The following is an 18,100-nucleotide window of genomic DNA, read 5'->3' on the forward strand; positions in this document are numbered from 1 at the left end:
GGATCTGGAACTCGATCCATCCATGGCGTAGCCTTGCACCAACGGCATCACCAATGTCTGGACTGCAATGGCCCGCAAGACCACGCGCCTCTTCACCATCGGCTACGAGCAGACGCCGGCCAAGGCCGTACTCGACGAGCTGCAAGATGCCGGCGTGAAACTGCTGGTCGACGTGCGCGCAGTAGCGTCGTCGCGGCGGCCGGGCTTTTCCAAGAACCAGCTCGCGGCAGGCCTCGACGAGCGCGGCATTTCCTACCTGCACCTGAAGGGGCTCGGTACGCCGAAGAGCGGTCGCGAGGCCGCACGCAGCGGCCAGTTCGGCCTGCTGCACAAGATCTATTCCGCGCATCTGAAGACGGTACAGGCCAGGGAGGAACTCGACGAACTGTCCGCGCTGGTGAAGAAGTCAGGTCCGGTCTGCATCCTCTGCTACGAGCGGGACCACGCGCATTGCCACCGGCAATGGATCGCCGAGATCATCGAAGACCGCGACGGCGTGAAGGTCGAGAATCTGGTGGCGCCGCAGGTGTAGCCGTCATTGCGAGGAGCCCTTGCGACGAAGCAATCCACCCTTCCTTCGCCGCGATGGATTGCTTCGCTTCGCTCGCAATGACGTCGGGAACGTCACCCCTCGCCCGTCAGCCAAATCGTCCCCGCCATCATCTGCACGCAACCGCCGCCGACATGAACTGATGCGACCGCACCGTTCTGTTTGCGGACGCGCGTCTTAAGCAGGCTTGGGCGCCCCATGTCGACGCCCTGCCCGATACTCAATTTCAGTTCGCCGTCCCGTGTGGAATCGAGGTCGGCGAGCAGCGCCGCGGCGGCAGCGGTCGCACTTCCGGTCGCCGGGTCCTCCGACAATCCGCTGGCGCCGGGATGAAACATCCGCGCCTGCAGATCGCAGGGCTTTTCACCCGCCGGCACGTCGCGCGTGTAGAAATAGACCGCGTCGCTGCCGTCGCACGGGAAGGTCCGTGCAAATGCCGCGGCATCGGGTCGCGCCCGCCGCAGCGCCTCGCGCGAGGCGAGCTCGACGGCGAGGAACGGCAGCCCGACCGAGATGATCTGCGGCGCATGCCGGTCCGTCTTCACATCGCCGGCCGACAGCGAAAGGCAGGCGCCAGCCTGTTCAGCGCTGAGCTGCGACAACCGTCTCAGCGGCTGAGGTGCGGTCAGCTCAGCCCCCACAACCCTGCCCTGCTCGGTCAATATCTCCACCGGCACCAGCCCGGCCTTCTCCTCGAACAACAGCCGCGCCGGCGGCTTTTCGGTCAGTGTCGCCAACACGAAGGCGGTACCGACATTGGGATGGCCGGCGAACGGGATCTCCCGGTTCACCGTAAAGATTCGAACCTGCGCGTCATGCGCGGGATCGGCCGGCGGCAGTACGAAGGTCGTCTCCGAATAATTGAACTCGCCCGCGATCGCCTGCATCTGCGCGGTGGCGAGCCCGCCGGCGTCGAGCACCACGGCGAGCGGATTGCCGCCGAAGGCGCGGTCGGTGAATACGTCGCAGGTGATGTAACGCCGCTGCATGTCGAACTTCCCCTATCCCAATCGCCACACGCTCATCGGCCGGTCGTAGCCCCTGACCTGAACCTCGCCGAGCGAAACCGCATCGCCGCACGCCTCTCCCAGCGCGTCGCGGACGGCTTGCGAGATCAGGAACTGCGAATTGAAATCCTTGTTGAGCGCTTCGAGCCGTGCGGCGAAGTTCACGGTATCGCCGATCACCGTGTATTCCTTGCGACGCGGCGAGCCGATGTTGCCAGCGACCACTTCGCCGAAATGAATGCCGATGCCGATCCGCAGCGGCCAGCTCGCCGCCTTGTTGGCGCGCTCGTTGGCCTCGAGCATCTCGCGCGCCGCGGCGACCGCCTGATGCGCGGCGTCTTGCGCCTCCAACGGCGCGCCGAACAGCGCCAGGAATCCGTCGCCGAGAAACTTGTTCACGATGCCGCCGTGGCGATCGAGAATATCCACCAGCACCGCAAACGCGCCGTCGAGCCGGTCCACCACCTCCTGCGGCGACCGGTCACGCGCGCCCGCGGTAAAGCTGCGGAAATCGACGAACATGACGGCGACGCGGCGGATGTCGCTCCCGGTGCCGGTGCCTTCGGCCATCAACCGCGCCACCACCTGCGGCGAGACGTGCTGGCCGAACAGGTTGGTGACACGGTCGCGTGCGGTCGCGGCCAGAATGCTGGCCGCGAATTGCCGGCGCAACTGCACCGCCACCGCACCCGCCAGCATGCCGCAGATCAGCACCATCACGCTGCGCACGGCGTGATAATAGAGGTCGGGCGCGGGATCGACGCTGCCGGCACGATGATAGAACATCGCCATGTAGAACAGCTCGGCGGCCGCCACGAAGCCGGTAAAGGTCGAGAGCCAGAAATCCAGCCGCAGCGTCGAGAGAATGATGAAGATGAAATAGGTCAGCGGCACCACGAAGCCGAGCGCCTCTACCGGCCCCATGCTGTCGATGTGCAGCGCCAGCGCCAACGTCGGCATCGAGGTTTCGATAAACGCGCCGAGATAGCGCCGATAGACCGGCAGATCGCGGTCCAGCTTCAGATACCGGCTGATGCTGACATGGACCCAGAGTTCGAAACCGATGAACGGGATCAGGATGCTGAAAAGGTCGGTCGGCTTGAGACGTCCATGCCAGAGATGTTCGACCGCATAAGGGTCGATGGTATGAAGGATCCCGAGCATAACCGCGAGGATCACGGCCGTCCCAATCAGCGCCTTCACGCGGATCAGCTCGGTGCGTAGCACCTGCTGCATCAATGCATGCTGAAACTCGGCCGATACCGCCGAGCCCTGCGCCTTGTTTCCCCACAGCCCCAGCATTGTTCTTTCCTGGTCATTCCGGGGCGATGCGAAAGCATCGAACCCGGAATCTCGAGATTCTCAGATGTGCAATAGCACATCTTAGTTCGATGCTTTCGCATCGCCCCGGAACGACTGCCCACAATATTGCATCAATCGAGCGTGCGACGGAAGCGCGTCACGGCGATCGTCATCGCCAACAGCATCAGTGCAATGAGTGCAATCGTGTCGTACTGCAAATTCTGGATAGTCGCGCCCTTGAGCATGATAGCGCGAACGATGCGGACGTAGTGCGTCAGCGGCAGGCCCTCGCCGATATATTGCGCCCAGACCGGCATGCCCGCGAACGGAAACATGAAGCCGGACAATAGAATACTGGGCAGGAAGAACATCATCGACAACTGCATCGCCTGCAGCTGGTTCTGCACGATGGTCGAGAACGTGTAGCCGATCGCGAGGTTAGTGGTGATGAACAGCGTCGACAGCAGCGCCAGCGTGAACAGGCTGCCGAGGATCGGCACCCCGAACAGCAACACGCCGATGCCGACGATCAGCGTCGCCTGGATGAAGCCGACCATCACGTAGGGCACGATCTTGCCGAACATCACCTCGACCGGCTTGATCGGCATCGACAGCAGGGCTTCCATGGTGCCACGCTCGATCTCGCGCGTCACCGACAGGGCGGTGAAGATCAGCATGGTCATGGTCAGGATGGTGCCGACCAGGCCGGGCACGATGTTGAGCCGTGACGAGGCCGCCGGGTTATAGCGCGCATGGGCGCGGATCTCGAACGGCATCAAGGGCGGATCGCCGGCATGGAGGTCGTGCTCCAGCGCAGTCTGCACGATGGCGCCAAGCGCACCGAGCGCAGAGCCAGCCGCCACCGGGTCGGTGGCATCGGCCGCGACCAGCAGCGCCGGCTTGTCGCCGCGCCGCACCGCGCGCTCGAAGCCGCGCGGGATTTCGACGCCGAACAGCACCTTGCCCGACTGCAGCAGGTCGTCGAACTCGGCGACGCTGTGAACTTCGCGGGTGAAGCGGAAATAGGCGGTGTTTTCGATCGCCTTCAGCACCGAACGCGCAAGGTCGCTGTCCTCCTGCAGCAAGACCGCCGTCGGCAGGTTGCGCGGCGTGGTGTTGATGGCGAAACCGAACAGGACGAGCTGCATCACCGGCAGCATCACGATCATCGCGAACGAAACGCGGTCGCGGCGAAGCTGGATGAATTCCTTGACCAGCATCGCATAGCTGCGCCACCAGAAACCGAACGGAGGTTCCTTGACGTCGTGATTCCCGCGATAGGCTTCGTTCGCGCTCATTGGAAATTGTCCTTTGAGCGGCTCATCAGGTCGATGAACACATCCTCCAGCGACGGTTCGCTGGGCTGGAAGTACCACCCCTTACCGTCACGATAGCCCGCGACGGTGGCCTCGAGCGCGGATTTGTCGCGGCCGGAGACATGCAGGCTGGTGCCGAACGGCGCCACCGTGTCGATGCCGGGCTTGCCGGTGAGTTCGGCGGTGAGCGCATTGAGATCGTCGCCGGTGACGGTGTAGGTCGACAGCGCCGATTTCGCGATCACCTCGTCCACGGTGCCATGCGCCAGCAGGTGGCCATAGGCGATATAGGCGATCTCGTGACAGCGCTCGGCTTCGTCCATGTAATGGGTGGAGACCAGCACCGTCAGCCCTTCCGCCGCCAGCGCGTGAATCTCGTTCCAGAAATCGCGGCGCGCCTTGGGATCGACGCCGGCGGTCGGCTCGTCCAGCAACAGCAATTGCGGATTGGGCAAGGTGCAGGCGCCGAGCGCCAGCCGCTGTTTCCAGCCGCCGGACAGCTCGCCGGCCAGCTGCTCCTCGCGGCCATTGAGGCCGATGCGCTTGATCATGTCGCTTGCGGCGGCGCGCGCATTGCGCATGCCGTAGAGCCGCGCCACGAATTCCAGGTTCTCCCGCACCGAGAGGTCCTGATACAGGCTGAAGCGCTGCGTCATGTAACCGACCTGGCGCTTGATCTTGTCGGCGTCGCGGCGGATGTCGTAGCCGAGGCAGGTGCCATCGCCGGCATCCGGCGTCAGCAGGCCGCACAGCATGCGGATGGTGGTGGTTTTGCCGGAGCCGTTCGGACCGAGGAAGCCGTAGATGGTGCCGCGCTTCACCTGCATCGACAGGTCATGCACAACCTCGCGTCCGCTGAACGATTTCGACAGCCCTGCGACATCGATGGCGATGTCAGGCGCTGATGTCGGCGCGGAACTCATCGCTTGTCCGCCACCGGTGTCCGCACGCCGAGGAACACACTGATCGGCTGGCCGACACGCAAGCTATCGGGCCGGCTCGGCCGCGCCTGGATCAGATAGACCAGCTTGTTGCGCTCATCGAGGCTGTAGATCACCGGCGGGGTATATTCGGCCGCGGTCGCGATGAAGTAGATTTTCGCGGTGAGATCGGCGGCGCAATTATCGCAGGTGACCTTCACCTCGTCGCCAATCGCAAGCTTCGGCAGTTCGGTCTCGGGCACGAAGAAGCGCAGCTTGATGTTGCCGGGCGGCATGATCGACACCACCGGCCGCTGCGCCGCCACCATCTCGCCTTCGCGGAAATAGATCTGCTGGATGGTGCCGCCGACCGGCGCAAAGGCGCTGCGCCGCGCCAGCCGGGTCTGCGAGGTGTTGACGCGGGCTTCCGCCACCCGCAGCGCCGAGACCGCGGAGTCGAGATTGGCCTGTGTGCCCGAGCCGGACTTGCTCAGCGAGGCGGCGCGGTCGTAGGTCTGCTGCGCATTCGCCAGCGTGGCGTTGTTCTGGTTGAGATCGGCCTGCTGCAGATCGTCGTCGACCGTGTAGAGCGGCGTGCCGGGCTTGACCTCGTCGCCCTCGCGCACGTTGAGTTTTGTGACCCGGCCGGACTCATCGGGGCTGACGAAGATCATGTCGGCCTCGACCCAGCCCTGAAAACCGGGATCCCTGCGCTCGTTGCAGCCCGCGAGCATGGCGGCGAGCGCTAGCGCGGTCAGGATTGCTCTCGCTTGCGACGAAGTCATGCCGTCCTCCGTTCGCCAAACACCAGATCGAGATGCACCTGAAGCATTTCGATCGCGTCCAGTGGCGCGTGTTTGCTGAAAAGGCTTTGCCAGATCACGTTGATCAGCACGGGCGCCACCAGGATCTGCGGGAAGCGTGCAAGGTTCTTGTTCCGGATTTCGCCGCGCGCGATGCCGAGCTCGATCATGGCGCGCATGCCGGCAATGCCCTTGGCGACCACCTCGCGGTAGTAGAAGTCGGCGACGGCGGGAAAGCGCGGCCCCTCGGCCACGATCAGCCGCACGATGTCGCCGCGCTGCGTCGTCGCCACCTGCTCGATGAAGGTTTTGGCAAAGCCCTCCACCATCTCGCGCACCGTGGCATCGGGCCGCGGCGGCACGGCGCCGAGCCGGCTGACCAGCGGCACGATGGCGGTCCGGATCAGCTCCTCGAACATCGATTCCTTGTCCTTGAAATGCAGGTAGATCGTGCCCTTGGCGACGCCGGCGCGTTTGGCGACGTCGTCGAGCCGCGTCGCGGCAAAGCCGCGCGCGATGAACTCCTCCATCGCCGCCGCAACGATCGCGCCTCGGCGCTCCGCCGCGCGCTCGGCGCGATTGGACGCGGGCTGAGCGGCCGGCTGCTTTGGCGAGGTCTTTCTGGAGGCTCTATTCGTCATGGGTTATCTTTGACTGACCAGTCAGTCATTGTCAATTGAGATCGAATCGGGTTCTGGCTCACGTCGGCGTTACCGGAAATGATGGGGTAATTTCAGTTGGTTACTTGGCTTCATTCGCAATGACGGCGCTCTAACTTGTAGCCCGGATGAGCGCAGCGATATCCGGGGTGGGGTGAGAGCGGTCCCGGATTTCGCTGCGCTCATCCGGGCTACGAAGCTACAAATACGACTTCGCCTTCTCGCGGCGCGATGCGCCCGGAGTTTTGCAAGAAAACCTTGCCCTCCTGAAAACAGAGGGCGCGGGGAAGACCGGGTGCGCGCTGCACCCGCGGTCTCGCGAGCATGATGCACAGAAAAGTGCGCTCACGAGCATACAGGTTCAGCGGTGAACACACCGGCCTCCCCCACGCAACGGCTTTACGGCTTACTTCGAGCTCTCCCCGGTGAACGGGCTTTGTTGTCACCGTCGTCCATAAGAAGCGTTGGCTTCCCACGAACTTGACGCCAGCGTCGCGGCATCAGGACCACACGACTTCGCCGTACGCTTACGCCACGCTCGTCAGTCGCAGCATCAGCGTCCATCGCATCCCACCGCACGGTCGTGACGATCGCGATCGCCCCTCTTGTCGCGGTAGACGGGCGGAGTTGAACTACTGATTTGCCCGACGGTAACAGCGGAATATTTTTTCCCGAGGGACTGGACGACCCAAATCGCGTTGAATCCCTTCAGCAAATTAGATTTTTGGCGCACGGCTTTTTCAGCGGAGTACAGCCTTGTCACCCGCGATCCACGCAGCAGCAATGCGCCGCGCGCGTTGCCCTCGGTGCGCGAACCTGCTGCAATGTCCGAAATCATCGGGCATAAAAAAATCGCCCGGCACGGAGGAACGCGTCCCATGACCATTATCGATTCCCAGGTCCATGCCTACGAGGCGAACACGTCGAAGCGCCCGTGGTACAGCGTGCCGAACTGGCCCGACCATGTCACCGGGGACGAAATGGTGGCGGCGATGGACAAGGTCGGCGTCGACGGCGCGATCTTCATTTCAGCTTTTTCGATGTACCGCTACGACGCCAGCTATGCCGTGGAAGTGCAGCGGGCGCATCCCGGCCGGATGGCGATCGTCAAGCCGGTCGATCCTGACAACCCCGATGTGGCCGATGTCGTCGCCGACTGGAAGAAGACGCCGGGCGCGGTCGGCATCCGCATCATGCTGACCAGGGAAAACGGGCGCGCGCCCGACGACCCCGGCCTCGACCGGATCGCCCGCGCCGCCGTTCGCTACGACTTTCCGGTCAACCTCTTGTGCTGGGACAATGTGGACGCGGGCACGGCGCTGATCGATCGCCATCCCGACGTCAGGTTCATCGTTGACCATCTCGCCATCCTGCAGCCGCGCCAGCCGCCCGCGCCGCTCGAGCCGTGGGCCGACTTGCCGAAGGTGCTCGCACTCGCCAAACGCCCGAACGCGGTGATCAAGATCAGCGGCGCCTGCACGCTGTCGCGGCAGCCGTTTCCCTTCCCCGACATCTGGGATCCGCTGGGGCGCGTGTTCGACACCTGGGGTTTCGAGCGCTGCCTGTGGGGCACCGACTGGACCCGCGCGTTCGCCGTCGTCAATTACGAGCAGGCGGTCGTGCCCTTTCTCAGGACCGATCGGCTGAGCGACGCCGAGCGAGCGATGCTGATGGGCGGCGCCTGCGCCAAGGCCTATGGCTGGTCGCCGAAGCGCTGAGGCGGCGGCAAAAATCCCACCACACGCCGCACTCCCTATACCGCACGCCGCTCCGGCGAGATGTCGTGGGAATAGTGCGAACACTCGACCGCGACCGCAAGCGCGGCATTTTTCAGCGCCGCCGGGTCGTGCTCGCCCCTGGCCGCACGGGCGAGAATTTGCGATGCCATGTCGGCCATCATCGTCGACGTCCGCCTCGATTCCGGAAGCGTCGCGGCCGCATCGTCGAGCACCGCTTTCATCAGTTTGATAAGTTCCGGCTGGAAAACCGCGCCAATTGTGCCCATTGCCGTTTCCTCACTCAGCTACACTCCCGCTTATATTTTTTGGCAGCAGCCGGACATCTGTCAATCCGGTACCGCACAAGGACAAACGAAATTCATGGGTTCCGCCAACGGAACCGTTCGCAGGGCCGTTCCGCGCCGGCCTCATCGCTCCCCGCGAAATTTCAACCCGTCGACGACGTCGCCGGCCGCCTCGCGCCCGGCGTGCGCCCGGCCTTGCTCATTCACTCGCGCGAATAAGCTCGGCAATGCGACCGTCGGCGCGGCGGAGACGCCGGCGTCGAAATAGCGCTCCACCAGCATTGAGACCAGGAGATCGAGGCTCGCGTCCGAGAGGCCACCGAAGAAGGGCGTGGCGAGCAGGAATGCTTTCAGATCAGGGGAACTGACAGCCATCGGCCCAATATACTTCGGCTAACGCACGCGGGCCAAGTCCGACGGGACGTCTCGACCATGAATAATCTGCAGGATGGTCAAGACCGAAACCTCAAGTAAAACGGATGCGGTCCACCGGCTAGTTGTGAAACTTCAGCCCGTCGACGATCTTGTCGATCACCTTGCGCTCGGCGCGCATCGCCAGCCCAACCAGATTGAGCTCGGCGCGGATCACGGCTTTCACCACCTCGCGGTTGGCGGCGTCATGCGTGGTCCTGAACATCTCTTCGATATAGACCGCAGGCGTGACGTTGCGGGTGAGCGCGCGTTCGAGTGCACGCGACAGCGCCGGGCGGTTGGCGCCGTAGACCAGGATCGGCTGGCCGATCAGCGACAAGTATTGGGTGCCGGAGCCGTCGCCATAGGACTCGCCGATACACTCGGGAAACGCCGCGGCAATGCCGCCCGCCAGGAACGAAGCAACGTTGAGCTTCTGCCATGGTTCGAGATCGGTCCGAATCACGACCGCGATCTTGGTGTCGAATTGCATGAAATTTTCCCCACGACGTAACGACGTCATTCCGGGATGGTCCGAAGGACCAGACCCGGAATCTCGAGATTATAAACATCGAGATTCCGGGTTCGCGTCTTCGACGCGCCCCGGAATGACGATAGCAGTGGGTCCGGCGATATCCGATTGCCGGCCAGAACGCCACTTCCCTCCGCTGTTGCATGTCCGCTTGCGATCGCGATATCCTGCCTTGGTAAAGCAGAGCATTTGGAATGTCAGGGAAGAATTGGGACCGGGTGCCGATCGACGCGCAGAGCGTCGGCGCTCCGCTATCGCGCGCCGCGGTTTTTCTGGTGGTCACCGTTGCGCGCGAACAGGCCGCGCTCGCGAAGGCCGCCTCCGTACTCGGCGGGCTTGACGATCTCGTCAAAACCGTCGGATTCCGCGATCTCAACGGCCGCCTGTCGTGCATCGCCGGGATCGGCCACGATCTCTGGGATCGTCTTCATCCGGACAGCCGGCCGAAGGAATTGAAACCGTTTGCGCCGATCAAGGGACCGGTTCATGCCGCACCCTCAACGCCCGGTGACCTTCTCTTCCATATCCGGTCCGAACGTCCCGATATGTGCTTTGAGTTTGAACGGATTCTGCTCGACAGTCTCGGCGCCGCCGTGACGGTTGTCGACGAAGTCTCAGGCTTTCGGTATTTCGACGCCCGTGACCTGCTCGGCTTTGTCGACGGCACGGCCAACCCGACCGGCCTCGATCTGCCGGCATCGGCGCTGGTCGGCGATGAAGACGCCGACTTCGCCGGAGGCAGCTATGTCGTCGTCCAGAAATATCTGCACGATCTCAGCGCGTGGACGAAAACCCCGACGCATCTCCAGGAGGAGATCATCGGCCGCACCAAGATCGACAATATCGAAATCGACGACGACGACGCGCCGCGCAAATCGCACAAGTCGCTGGCGACCATCGTCGATGCCGACGGCAACGAACATGATATCCTGCGCGACAACATGCCGTTCGGCCGGCCGGGACAACAGGAATTCGGAACCTATTTTATCGGCTATGCCCGGCAGCTCTGGGTGATCGAGAAGATGCTGCAGCGAATGTATGTCGGTGAACCGCCGGGCGCTTACGACCGCCTGCTTGATTTCTCGACGCCGCATACCGGAACGACATTCTTCGCGCCGACCCACCCGATGCTGCAGGCGATCGTTGAAGCCGCGCAGAAGAAGGTTATGGGTGCGTGATTACTGCGCGTCATGGCGGGGCGATGCAAAGCATCGAACCCGGAATCTCGAGCTGACAATCTCGAACTTCCGGGTTCTCGCTTCGCGAGCCCCGGAATGACGGTACCAAAATCAGCCCTTGGCGTCGCAGGCCCAGGCGCGGATCACGCATTCCTTGCCGCCGAATTCGTAGCACTTCTTGGTGGCGGCGTTGAGCGAGCTCGAGATCCTCGGCTTCACGGCGTAACCATGGGGCCCGCAGGGATTGGCCATGTCGACCGCCAATGCAGCGCAGGCGCGCTTCATGGTCACCGCCGTGCAGTCGCCCTTGCACTGCTTCAGCGCGGCGGCGCGTGCCGGCGCTTCGGCGGCATAGTCATAGGCCTGGCCATAGGCGCCGCATTTGCCGACCGCCAACGCGCCGGCCGCCCAGGTCTCGGTGATGAATCGCGATGCCCCCAGCAATAATGTCAGCGCCAGAATAAACAACGCACGGCGTTGCGCGGCGGCAGTCGAAACAATCAAAATCCCCTCCCCCGAGGCAGTCCGGCCGGAATCTAGCCAGAGGGAGTTTCAACTTGGTGAACGGGAGGTTGAAAAAGGCCGGACTGGCGCTGCCTCGACCGCCTGCGGTCCAACGCATTCCGGCGTGACAGAGGTGAAAGAACGAACGGGACGGAGCCGTTGCTCGACGTCCGGAAGCCGGTTTCAGCCCGCCTGCGCCAGCTTTATCGTGGAGATCGGCCACTTGCCATCGTGGCCCCTGATTGAGATTCGCAGGCCGTGCAATTCATCCAGCCAGACCGTTTCGACCGTCCCGGCCTTTCCATCGGTGAGGATCACGGCCTTTCCGATGAGTTCGGCCCGAACCTGCTCGAACTCGCCCAGGATCGTGGTCGCGCGGACCATCACAGTTGGCATCGGGTGACCCCGGATTTGAGACGTTAAGCGAAGCGCTGTCTGCATCTTAATGACGCGGAAGTCGTGGCCACCGCGAGGCAAATAGGTGTTCCGGCGGAACCCCGCGAAGCGAGCGCCCCGCCGGAGTGTCCTATGGCCGCGCCTACCCGCGCCGCGCTGCTTCCAGCGCCTGCGGGGTGTCGATGTCGAGAAACGCGCTGACGCCCTCGACCGGAACTTCGGCCACGGCTTCGGCGTGCTTGGCGATCAGGTGACGGGCGCCGACATCGCCGTCGAGTGTCATCAATTCCCGGAAGAAACGCCGTGACCACAGCACCGGATTGCCGCGACGGCCGTCGTTGACCGGCACCACGATCAACTGGCCGCGGTCGGGCGCGAAGGTTTCGATCAGATGGTCGATCAGTTTGCTATCGATCAGCGGCATGTCGCCGAGGCACACGATCGCGCCGTCGGCTTTGTCCGATACCGCAGCGATCCCCGCTTTCACGGAAGAGGCCAGCCCGCCGGCGAAATCCGGGTTGCGGACGAATCTGGCCTGGAGGCCGGCCAATGCCTGTTCGACCAGCTCGGCCTGATGGCCGGTGACGACGATCACCTCTGACGCCTTGGAGGCCAGCGCCTGCTCGGCCACGATCCGCACCAGTTTTTTGCCGTCGATTTCGGCGAGCAGCTTGTTGGGGCCGCCCATCCGCGTCGAGCGACCGGCAGCGAGCACGATCGCGGCGACGTTGCGGTTGGCCTCGATCTCGGCAACGGTGCGCGGCTGCGGCCGTGTGACGATTTCCATCAACAGCCCACCGACGCCCATTCCGGTCAGCTCGGCGCGCGTGACCTTGAGGCCGGCGAGCAGCCGCATCAGCACCCAGTCGAAACCATTCTCCACCGGCGAGCGTGCGCAGCCCGGCGCGCCCAGCACCGGCACGCCGCCGGCGCTGCCGATCAGGAGCAGATTGCCGGGATCGACCGGCATGCCGAAATGCTCGATGGCGCCGCCGATTTCGGTGATCGCGGCCGGGATCACGTCGCGGCGGTCGGCGATGGCGGAGGCCCCGAACACGATCACGAGTTCGGCGCCGAGGCCGAGCAATTCCTTGATCGAGGTTGCCAGCACGGCCTCATCATGAGGCACGCGGCGATCGGCGATGATGGTGGCGCCGGCCGGCGCCAGCCGTTCCGCGGTGACGCGCAGGGTTTTCTCGATCACCTTCGGCGCCAGCCCAGGCAGCAAGGTCGAGACAACGCCGACGCGCTTGATGGTGTAAGGCGCAATCTTCAGCGCGCCCTGGCCGGCGACGGCCACGGCGGCGTCGCGCAGTTTTGCCTCAACGCCGAACGGAATGAGTTTGACAGTCGCGATCATCTCGCCTTCGACCACCGGCTTGTAGGCGGCGAGCGTCGCAAAGGTGATGGCTTCGTCGACGCCGTTGATGCGGTCGACCGCGGCGCGGTCCACCACCAGCACGCCGGCTTTCGCCGCGAACAGGTTGGCGCGGCCGGTAAAGGCGCGCTCGACATTGACGCCGTCGCCGGCAACCGCTTGCGCGATGCTGGCCGCGGCGACGTCCTCGGAGACGTCGCCCTCCTCCAGCCGAACCACGACGATTTCCGCAACGCCGGCCTTGGTGAGCGCCTCGACTTCCGCGGGGCCGATCGTGGTGCCTTTCTTCAGCACCAGCGCGCCCTGGCGCAGGGTGTGCACGGTGACGCCGCCAATCGCGTCGGCCGGACTGGCGGGACCGAACTTCATGCCGCTTGCTCTTTCGCGTTTTCTTTCGGCAGCCGCAACTCGGCGGTGATCTCCGCCATGATCGCGACCGCGATCTCCGACGGCGACACCGCGCCGATGTTGAGCCCGATCGGGGCGCGGATGCGCGCGATATCCGCGTCCGAGGCGCCCTGCGCCTTCAGGCGCTCGGCGCGCTTGGCATGGGTTTTTCGCGAACCGAGCGCGCCGATATAGAAGCAGTCGCGCGCAAAGGCATGCAGCAGCGCCGGATCGTCGATCTTGGGATCATGCGTGACAGCCACGAATGCCGTGTAGTGATCGATGTTGAGCGGCGGCAGCGCGACGTCGGGCCATTCCGCGACCAGCGGAACGTCAGGAAAACGCTCGGGGCTGGCGAAGGCCGTGCGCGGATCGACTACCGTCACGTCGTAATCGAGCGACCGCGCCAGCGGCGCCAGCGCCTGGCTGATATGGACCGCGCCGACGATGACGAGCCGCGCGGTCGGCGCGTAGACGTTGAGAAACAGTTTTTTGCCGGCGGCTTCGATCATGCCGCTCTTGCCCATGCGGAGCTGTTTTGAAAGCTCGGCGCGCAACGGATCGGTCGCGATGTCCTTTGCCTTGACCAGCCGCTGCTCGCCGTTGGCGGTGTCGGTGATCACGATCACCGGCCGGCGCGCGGCGCGCTCGGCGTTTACCTGTGTCAGCGTTTCGAGTTTCACGACTGGCTCACCTTCTCGACGAAGACGCGGATGGTGCCGCCGCAGGAGAGGCCGACATTCCAGGCGGTCTCGTCGGCAACGCCGAATTCGAGCATTTTTGGCTTGCCGCTCGCGATCACGTCGAGCGCCTCGGTGACGACGGCGCCTTCGACGCAGCCGCCGGAGACCGAGCCCAGGAACGTTCCGTCATCGTTGATGACGAGGCTGGAGCCGGCCGGGCGCGGCGCCGAGCCCCAGGTTTCGACCACGGTCGCCAGCGCGACCCCATGGCCGGCCTTCTGCCAGGTCTCGGCGGCCTGGAGGATGTCTTCGTCGCGGTTGAGCATGTTAAGGCCCTCTCTCAGGCTGCGGATCGGATCAGGCTGCGGTGGTGCGGCGGAGGCGGCGCCGACAGCGCCGCGATCAGCTCGCCCATCGAACTCAAATTATGCACCGGGCGGAATTCGTCAACGTGCGGCAGCATCATTTTGATGCCCTGCGCCTTGGCCTCGAAGCCGCTGTAGCGCAATAGCGGGTTGAGCCAGATCAGGCGGCGGCAGGACCGGTGCAGCCGGTCCATCTCGAATGCCAGTTTGTCGTCGGCCTCCCGTTCCAGCCCGTCGGAAATCAAGAGCACAATGGCGCCCTGCCCGAGCACGCGGCGGCCCCACAATTTGTTGAATGAGTGCAGCGAGGTGGCGATGCGGGTGCCGCCGGCCCAGTCCTCCACCGACGACGAACAGCTTGCCAGCGCCTCGTCGGGATCGCGCGCGCGTAATGCGCGTGTCACATTGGTCAGCCTTGTGCCGAACAAAAACACCGAGACGCGCTTGCGGGCATCGGTGATGGCATGGAGGAAATGCAGGAACAGCCTCGTATATTCGCTCATCGATCCCGAGATATCGAGCAGCGCCACGATCGGCGCCGGCTTGTCGATCCGGCCGAGTTTTCGGATATCGATGATCTCGCCGCCGGTGCGCAACGAACTGCGCAGCGTCCGGCGCATGTCGAGCCGCAAGCCCTTGGCATCGGGCTGGTAGCGGCGGGTGCGCAACTCGGCCTGCGGCAGCCGCATGTTGGCGATGGCGCGGGTGACCTCGGCGATCTCCGCCGCGCTCATCTGCGCAAAATCCTTCTTCTGCAGGATCTCCTTGTCGGAGACCGACAGCCGCAACTCCTGCTGCTGCTCCTGCACGGATTCCTCGCGCATCGACGGCTGCGCCAGCGCCTCTTGGACCCGGCGCGAGGCCGGCGGCGGCTTCTTTTTGGCGTGATCCGGCAGCGGCACCGAATCCAGCATGCTCTTCCACTCCTCGGCGGCGCGGAAGAACAGCGCGAAGGCCTGCGCGAAAATCAGCGCATGCTCGTGGCGCTTGACGAAGATCGCTTCCAGTGTGGTGTAGACGTCGGCGCGGTTGCCGATCTCGATCACCTGCAGCGCATTCAAGGCATCAATGACCGCCCCCGGCCCGACCGGCAGCCCTGCCGCCCGCAACGCGCGGGCAAAGCCGACCACGTTGTCGGCCATCCGGCCTGTCGGGGGATTGAGGTGATCGATGGGCATCGGTTCAGGTCTCACTGCCGTCATTCCGGGATGGTCCGAAGGACCAGACCCGGAATCTCGAGATTCCGGGTTCGATGCTTCGCATCGCCCCGGAATGACGGCTAACTATTACGACACGCGTCAATCGCTCGTCGCTTCCTTCAAAACCTTCTGCAGCGTGTCGCCCTGCATGCGCGCGATGTCGTCCTGGTATTTCAGCAGCGCGCCGAGCGTGTCGCCCACCACTTGCGGCGTCAGCGAGCGGGCGTCGAGTTCGGTCAGCGCGGTGGCCCAGTCGATGGTCTCGGCAACCCCCGGCGACTTGTAGAAGTCCTGGTCGCGCAGCATCTGCACGAAGCGCACGACCTGCTGCGACAGTTTTGCCGAAATATTGGGAACGCGCGACTTGACGATCGCAAGCTCTCGCTCGGCCTCGGGATAATCGACCCAGTGATACAGGCAGCGCCGCTTCAGCGCGTCGTGGATCTCGCGAGTGCGGTTCGAGGTGATGATGACGATCGGCGGCTCCGGCGCCTTGATGGTGCCGAATTCGGGAATCGTGACCTGGAAGTCGCTGAGAATTTCCAGCAAGTAAGCCTCGAAGGCCTCGTCGGCGCGATCGAGTTCGTCGATCAGCAGCACCGGCGCGCCGGCCACATCCGGCTCCAGCGCCTGCAGCAGCGGCCGCTTGATCAGGAATTTTTCGGCGAAGATGTCGCTGGAAAGCTGGTCGCGGTCGGTATCGCCGGCGGCTTCCGCCAGACGAATGGCGATCATCTGCGCCGCGCTGCTCCACTCATAGACCGCGGAAGCGACGTCGAGACCCTCGTAGCATTGCAGCCGGATCAGCTTGCGCCCAAGCGCCGCCGCCAAGACTTTTGCAATTTCGGTCTTGCCGACGCCAGCCTCGCCTTCGAGGAACAGCGGCCGGCCCATACGCAGCGACAGAAAGGTCACCGTCGCCAGCGACCGCTCGGCCAGATAGCCGCGCGAGGTCAGGAGTTCGAGCATCGCATCGACGGATTTGGGTAACGCCGATGCACTCATGAGCATGCCAGTCTTACGATAGAAAGCAGTTTCACTTCGCAGTCGCGGCTTCGACAGCGCGGCGCGTCAGCACGCCGATCAGATGCGCGCGATATTCGGCGCTGCCGTGCAGATCGCTGTTCAATCCCTCGGCGGAGACCGAGATGCCGTCGAGCACCTTGTGCGAGAAGCGCTTCTTCAACGCTTCCTCGAACGCCTCGGCGCGGAATACGCCGTCCGAGCCGGCGCCGGTGACGGCGACACGCACGTCGGAAGGCCGCTTGGCGACGAACACGCCGACCAGCGCATAGCGCGAGGCCTGGTTGCGGAACTTGATATAGGCGGCCTTCTTCGGCAGCGGGAACATCACCTTGGTAATGATCTCGTCGCTCTCCAGCGCCGTCGTGAACAGGCCCTGGAAGAATTCTTCCGGCTTCAGCTTGCGCTTGTTGGTGACGATGGTGGCGCCGAGCGCCAAAACGGCGGCCGGATAGTCCGCGGTCGGATCGTTGTTGGCGAGCGAGCCGCCGATGGTGCCCTTGTGGCGCACCGCGGGGTCGCCAATCTGGCCGGCGAGTTCGGCCAGCGCCGGAATGGCTTCGCCGACGATCGGCGACGTCGCGACCTCAGCATGCCTGGCGGTCGCGCCGATCACCAGCGAACGGCCCTTCATCTCGATCGCGCCGAGACCTTCGATGTGGGAGAGGTCGATCAGATGCGGCGGGCTGGCGAGCCGCTGCTTCATGACCGGCACCAGCGTGTGGCCGCCGGCGATCACCTTGGCGTCTTCGTTCTTCAGCAGCAGATTAGCCGCCTGCCGTACGGTTGCCGGACGATGATATTTGAATTCGTACATGAGAACTTCCTGATCGCGGGTCGCGATGAATTCGATTAAACGAGATCTGCTCTAGGCGAGATCGGATTTGGCCATCGCCTTGGCGCCGGCGGCGATCGACTCAACGATGTTCTGGTAGCCGGTGCAGCGGCACAGGTTGCCTTCGAGCTCTTCGCGAATGACATGGTCCGAAAGGTCATGGCCCTTGCGGTGCACCAAATCGACCGCGGTCATGATCATGCCGGGGGTGCAGAAGCCGCACTGCAGGCCGTGATGCTCGCGGAAAGCTTCCTGCATCGGATGCAGCGGCGCGCCGTCGGCAGCCAGACCCTCGATGGTGCGGACCTCGTGGCCGTCGGCCATGACCGCAAGCGTGGTGCAGGATTTCACGGCCTTGCCGTCGAGATGGACGACGCAGGCGCCGCATTGCGAGGTGTCGCAGCCGACATGGGTGCCCGTCAGCCGGAGATTTTCCCGCAGAAACTGGACCAGCAGGGTACGGGGGTCGATATTGGCGTTTACGGGGTTGCCGTTCACGATCAGGGAAATCTTGGCCATCAGCACTCTCTTGAGCTGCACAGCCGCATATCGGCCGCGCAGGCGTTTAAAATCATTCCAAGGCCATAATATGGGCCATCCCGGCAATGAGCAACCTCAGAGCCCCTCGC

Annotated in this window: 21 protein-coding genes and 1 pseudogene; 3 read left to right on the forward strand and 19 right to left on the reverse strand. The window is 64.0% G+C overall.

From position 1 onward, the window contains the following. Window positions 1–67: 67 nt before the first annotated feature. Window positions 68–532 carry a DUF488 family protein gene (locus FFI89_RS21645; protein ID WP_138829662.1) on the forward strand — a complete coding sequence of 155 codons (465 nt, stop codon included), beginning with the start codon at window positions 68–70 and terminating at the stop codon, window positions 530–532. A gap of 92 nt (window positions 533–624) precedes the next feature. Here the strand turns inward: FFI89_RS21645 and FFI89_RS21650 are convergent, their stop codons facing one another. From FFI89_RS21650 to FFI89_RS21680, 7 genes are all read right to left on the reverse strand, one after another. Continuing rightward, complete coding sequence (locus FFI89_RS21650) at window positions 625–1,539, reverse strand: PhzF family phenazine biosynthesis protein (RefSeq protein WP_138829663.1); 915 nt, start codon at window positions 1,537–1,539, stop codon at window positions 625–627. 12 nt (window positions 1,540–1,551) lie between these two features. Continuing rightward, a complete protein-coding gene (locus FFI89_RS21655) occupies window positions 1,552–2,859 on the reverse strand; it encodes an adenylate/guanylate cyclase domain-containing protein (protein WP_138829664.1) in 1,308 nt (435 codons plus the stop codon). A 131-nt stretch (window positions 2,860–2,990) separates the two neighbouring features. Further along, window positions 2,991–4,157: an ABC transporter permease gene (locus FFI89_RS21660; protein ID WP_138829665.1), complete on the reverse strand. Its 1,167-nt coding sequence runs from the start codon at window positions 4,155–4,157 to the stop codon at window positions 2,991–2,993. Beyond that, window positions 4,154–5,098: an ABC transporter ATP-binding protein gene (locus FFI89_RS21665; protein WP_138829666.1), complete on the reverse strand. Its 945-nt coding sequence runs from the start codon at window positions 5,096–5,098 to the stop codon at window positions 4,154–4,156. Before FFI89_RS21665 ends, FFI89_RS21660 begins: the two co-directional genes overlap by 4 nt. Continuing rightward, entirely contained in the window at window positions 5,095–5,880 is a 786-nt protein-coding gene (locus tag FFI89_RS21670) for an HlyD family secretion protein (RefSeq protein ID WP_138829667.1), read from the reverse strand. The genes FFI89_RS21665 and FFI89_RS21670 overlap by 4 nt, the downstream gene beginning before the upstream one ends. Beyond that, window positions 5,877–6,539, reverse strand: a complete 663-nt coding sequence (locus FFI89_RS21675) for a TetR/AcrR family transcriptional regulator (RefSeq protein WP_138829668.1) — start codon at window positions 6,537–6,539, stop codon at window positions 5,877–5,879. The genes FFI89_RS21670 and FFI89_RS21675 overlap by 4 nt, the downstream gene beginning before the upstream one ends. Before the next feature lie 571 nt (window positions 6,540–7,110). Then, window positions 7,111–7,443, reverse strand: coding sequence for a hypothetical protein (locus FFI89_RS21680; RefSeq protein WP_168212984.1), 333 nt, complete (start codon window positions 7,441–7,443; stop codon window positions 7,111–7,113). On the opposite strand from FFI89_RS21680, the gene FFI89_RS21685 reads away from it, so the two are divergent. After that, window positions 7,436–8,275, forward strand: coding sequence for an amidohydrolase (locus tag FFI89_RS21685; protein WP_168212985.1), 840 nt, complete (start codon window positions 7,436–7,438; stop codon window positions 8,273–8,275). The genes FFI89_RS21680 and FFI89_RS21685 overlap by 8 nt on opposite strands. Window positions 8,276–8,310: 35 nt before the next feature. On the opposite strand, the gene FFI89_RS21690 is transcribed toward FFI89_RS21685, so the two are convergent. The 3 genes and pseudogenes from FFI89_RS21690 to FFI89_RS21700 all read right to left on the reverse strand — a co-directional run bounded on the left by FFI89_RS21690 (window position 8,311) and on the right by FFI89_RS21700 (window position 9,484). Further along, the gene (locus tag FFI89_RS21690; protein WP_138829671.1) at window positions 8,311–8,562 is read right to left on the reverse strand and encodes a hypothetical protein; all 252 of its coding nucleotides are present in this window, start codon (window positions 8,560–8,562) and stop codon (window positions 8,311–8,313) included. A gap of 269 nt (window positions 8,563–8,831) precedes the next feature. After that, window positions 8,832–8,955, reverse strand: a pseudogene (locus FFI89_RS21695) (cyclic nucleotide-binding protein); the annotation flags it as partial. A 118-nt stretch (window positions 8,956–9,073) separates the two neighbouring features. Next, window positions 9,074–9,484, reverse strand: a complete 411-nt coding sequence (locus tag FFI89_RS21700) for a DUF2000 family protein (protein ID WP_138829672.1) — start codon at window positions 9,482–9,484, stop codon at window positions 9,074–9,076. Between the two features lie 233 nt (window positions 9,485–9,717). Here FFI89_RS21700 and FFI89_RS21705 point away from each other — a divergent pair, with 233 nt between their 5' ends. Next, window positions 9,718–10,701 carry a Dyp-type peroxidase gene (locus FFI89_RS21705; RefSeq protein ID WP_138829673.1) on the forward strand — a complete coding sequence of 328 codons (984 nt, stop codon included), beginning with the start codon at window positions 9,718–9,720 and terminating at the stop codon, window positions 10,699–10,701. 111 nt (window positions 10,702–10,812) lie between these two features. On the opposite strand, the gene FFI89_RS21710 is transcribed toward FFI89_RS21705, so the two are convergent. The 9 genes from FFI89_RS21710 to FFI89_RS21750 form a co-directional block, all read right to left on the reverse strand. Further along, window positions 10,813–11,202: a DUF4189 domain-containing protein gene (locus tag FFI89_RS21710; RefSeq protein ID WP_371722523.1), complete on the reverse strand. Its 390-nt coding sequence runs from the start codon at window positions 11,200–11,202 to the stop codon at window positions 10,813–10,815. Between the two features lie 186 nt (window positions 11,203–11,388). Beyond that, window positions 11,389–11,601: a PRC-barrel domain containing protein gene (locus tag FFI89_RS21715; protein ID WP_138829675.1), complete on the reverse strand. Its 213-nt coding sequence runs from the start codon at window positions 11,599–11,601 to the stop codon at window positions 11,389–11,391. 142 nt (window positions 11,602–11,743) lie between these two features. Further along, the gene (locus FFI89_RS21720) at window positions 11,744–13,348 is read right to left on the reverse strand and encodes an NTP transferase domain-containing protein (RefSeq protein ID WP_138829676.1); all 1,605 of its coding nucleotides are present in this window, start codon (window positions 13,346–13,348) and stop codon (window positions 11,744–11,746) included. Continuing rightward, window positions 13,345–14,049: an XdhC family protein gene (locus FFI89_RS21725; protein WP_138829677.1), complete on the reverse strand. Its 705-nt coding sequence runs from the start codon at window positions 14,047–14,049 to the stop codon at window positions 13,345–13,347. The genes FFI89_RS21720 and FFI89_RS21725 overlap by 4 nt, the downstream gene beginning before the upstream one ends. After that, window positions 14,046–14,375 (reverse strand): XdhC family protein, encoded by a 330-nt coding sequence (locus tag FFI89_RS21730; protein ID WP_074815317.1) that lies wholly within the window; start codon window positions 14,373–14,375, stop codon window positions 14,046–14,048. The genes FFI89_RS21725 and FFI89_RS21730 overlap by 4 nt, the downstream gene beginning before the upstream one ends. Window positions 14,376–14,389: 14 nt before the next feature. Then, a complete protein-coding gene (locus FFI89_RS21735; protein WP_168212986.1) occupies window positions 14,390–15,592 on the reverse strand; it encodes a VWA domain-containing protein in 1,203 nt (400 codons plus the stop codon). A gap of 120 nt (window positions 15,593–15,712) precedes the next feature. Continuing rightward, the gene (locus tag FFI89_RS21740) at window positions 15,713–16,618 is read right to left on the reverse strand and encodes a MoxR family ATPase (protein WP_138835547.1); all 906 of its coding nucleotides are present in this window, start codon (window positions 16,616–16,618) and stop codon (window positions 15,713–15,715) included. 31 nt (window positions 16,619–16,649) lie between these two features. Continuing rightward, window positions 16,650–17,453 carry a xanthine dehydrogenase family protein subunit M gene (locus tag FFI89_RS21745; protein ID WP_138829679.1) on the reverse strand — a complete coding sequence of 268 codons (804 nt, stop codon included), beginning with the start codon at window positions 17,451–17,453 and terminating at the stop codon, window positions 16,650–16,652. 51 nt (window positions 17,454–17,504) lie between these two features. After that, window positions 17,505–17,990: a (2Fe-2S)-binding protein gene (locus FFI89_RS21750; protein ID WP_138829680.1), complete on the reverse strand. Its 486-nt coding sequence runs from the start codon at window positions 17,988–17,990 to the stop codon at window positions 17,505–17,507. Window positions 17,991–18,100: the final 110 nt, after the last annotated feature.

Source organism: Bradyrhizobium sp. KBS0727 (genome assembly GCF_005937885.2).
Taxonomy (GTDB): domain Bacteria; phylum Pseudomonadota; class Alphaproteobacteria; order Rhizobiales; family Xanthobacteraceae; genus Bradyrhizobium.